2 protein-coding genes are annotated in these 1,611 nt (G+C 76.8%); both read right to left on the bottom strand.

Annotation, left to right across the window (positions count from 1 at the left end; all coding sequences use genetic code 11):
• Window positions 1-184 precede the first annotated feature (184 nt).
• Window positions 185-802: an RNA polymerase sigma factor gene (locus G3I53_RS32365; protein ID WP_164335597.1), complete on the bottom strand. Its 618-nt coding sequence runs from the start codon at window positions 800-802 to the stop codon at window positions 185-187.
• A gap of 187 nt (window positions 803-989) precedes the next feature.
• On the bottom strand, window positions 990-1,403 hold the full coding sequence (locus G3I53_RS32360; RefSeq protein ID WP_164335595.1) for a hypothetical protein: 414 nt from the start codon (window positions 1,401-1,403) through the stop codon (window positions 990-992).
• Window positions 1,404-1,611 lie beyond the last annotated feature (208 nt).

Genomic DNA, 1,611 nt, shown 5'->3' with positions numbered 1-1,611 from the left:
TGCCGGCCGGGGCCCGGCGGTGACGGGCGCGTCGGGGTGGGGTGCGTCCGGTTGCGGCGGCGCGCCCGCGGGGCGCACCCGCCGACGGCCGGAGAGCCCGCCGTCGCTCTGCCGTTCACCCATGTCCGTTCCCGTCCCTGCTCGTGCCGCCCGGCCCGCGGGCCGGGGGGCTCCCGGCCGTCGTTCATGTCGACTCACCCAGCGTCCGGGGCGCCTCATCCGTCACACCGTCCGCGCCCACCTGTTCGGCCAGCCGTTTCAGTCCCCGGTAGGCGGCCGTCCGTACCGCCCCCGGCCGCTTGCCGAGCACGCGCGCGGCGGCGGGCCCGTCGAGGCCGACGACCACGCGCAGCAGCACGGCCTCCGCCTGGTCCCGGGGCAGTCCGCCGACCAGGGCCAGCGCCTGCTCCGTGGACAGCGCCTCCATGGCCTGGTCGTAGGTGCTCTGCGGGCCGGGCAGGTCCAGGAGGTCCTGCTCCGACGCCGACGCGCGGGGCCGCACCCGCTGCCGCCGCAGGTGGTCCAGCGCCCGGTGCCGGGCGATGGTCGCCGTCCAGCCCCGGAAGCCGGCTCCGTCGCCCTTGAACCGGCCGAGGTCGCGCGCGATCTCCAGCCAGGCGTCCGAGGTCACGTCCTCGGCGTCGTCCCCGACCAGTCCGCGGACGTAGCCGAGCAGTCCGGGCTGCACGAGCCGGTAGGCCACCGCGAAGGCGGCCTCGTCCCCGTCCTGGGCGCGCGCGACCGCGGCGCCCAGCTCCCCGTCGTACGCCTGCACGGGGCGGGATTCCCCTCCGTGGCCCAAGAACCGTCCTTGTCCGTACCGAGTCGTCCGTACCGCGTGCGCAGCGCAACCGCAGGGCGGCGCACGTGCCCGCGCACGCCCTACGGTCCTCAGCGTCACTCGCCGCGAAAGTGTCACAGCTCGTGACGGGTCCGCCGGCGCTCTCCACGGCCCCGGCCGGAGGCCCGTGGAACCCGCGGGCCGGCGGTCAGGGGCGCCCGGTGCCGCGCACGGCGTCCCGGCACAGCAGCCGCAGCGAGCCGTCCGCGGTGTAGCAGCGCCGGGCCTCGTCGAAGGGGTCCCAGAGGCGGCCGTCGGGCGTGCGGACCCAGTGGTCACCGCCGGTGGCCCACCACTCGCCGCCCGCCTGACGCACGATCACCTCGCCCGCGTAGGCGCCGAATCCGCGCAGGACGGCTTCCAGTGCGGCGATCGGGGCGCCCTCCTGGCGGATCGCGCCGATCATCCGGTCGACGCTCCACAGGCTGTGCGCGGAGTAGTCCAGCCGCAGCCGCGCCCCTTCGCGCATCGCCGCCACGGTGTCGGCGGCCCACCGGACCGGCTTCGACGCGGCCGCGGGCCGGCCGCCGTGCTGAGTCGTCGCAGTCGTAGCAGTCGTCACAGTCGTCACACCTGGTAGAGCGCTCGGAGGAGGCCCCGTGTCACAGGGTTCCGGGCATCTCCCGCGAGCCGGTGCACGATCGCCCCAACGCCCCGCACGACCGTCACACAACCCTCTCCGGCAGGCCGTTGACGGGCCGGGCGGGGCATGGTGGGCCGGCCGGGGGCGCGGGCGTCAGCCGTCCCGGCGGCTGCGGCGCGACACGGCG

It is taken from the genome of Streptomyces sp. SID14436 (assembly GCF_010548465.1).
Lineage (GTDB): Bacteria > Actinomycetota > Actinomycetes > Streptomycetales > Streptomycetaceae > Streptomyces.
The sequence above is the reverse complement of the archived record's forward strand: the minus strand, read 5'-3'. Positions and strand labels throughout refer to the sequence as shown.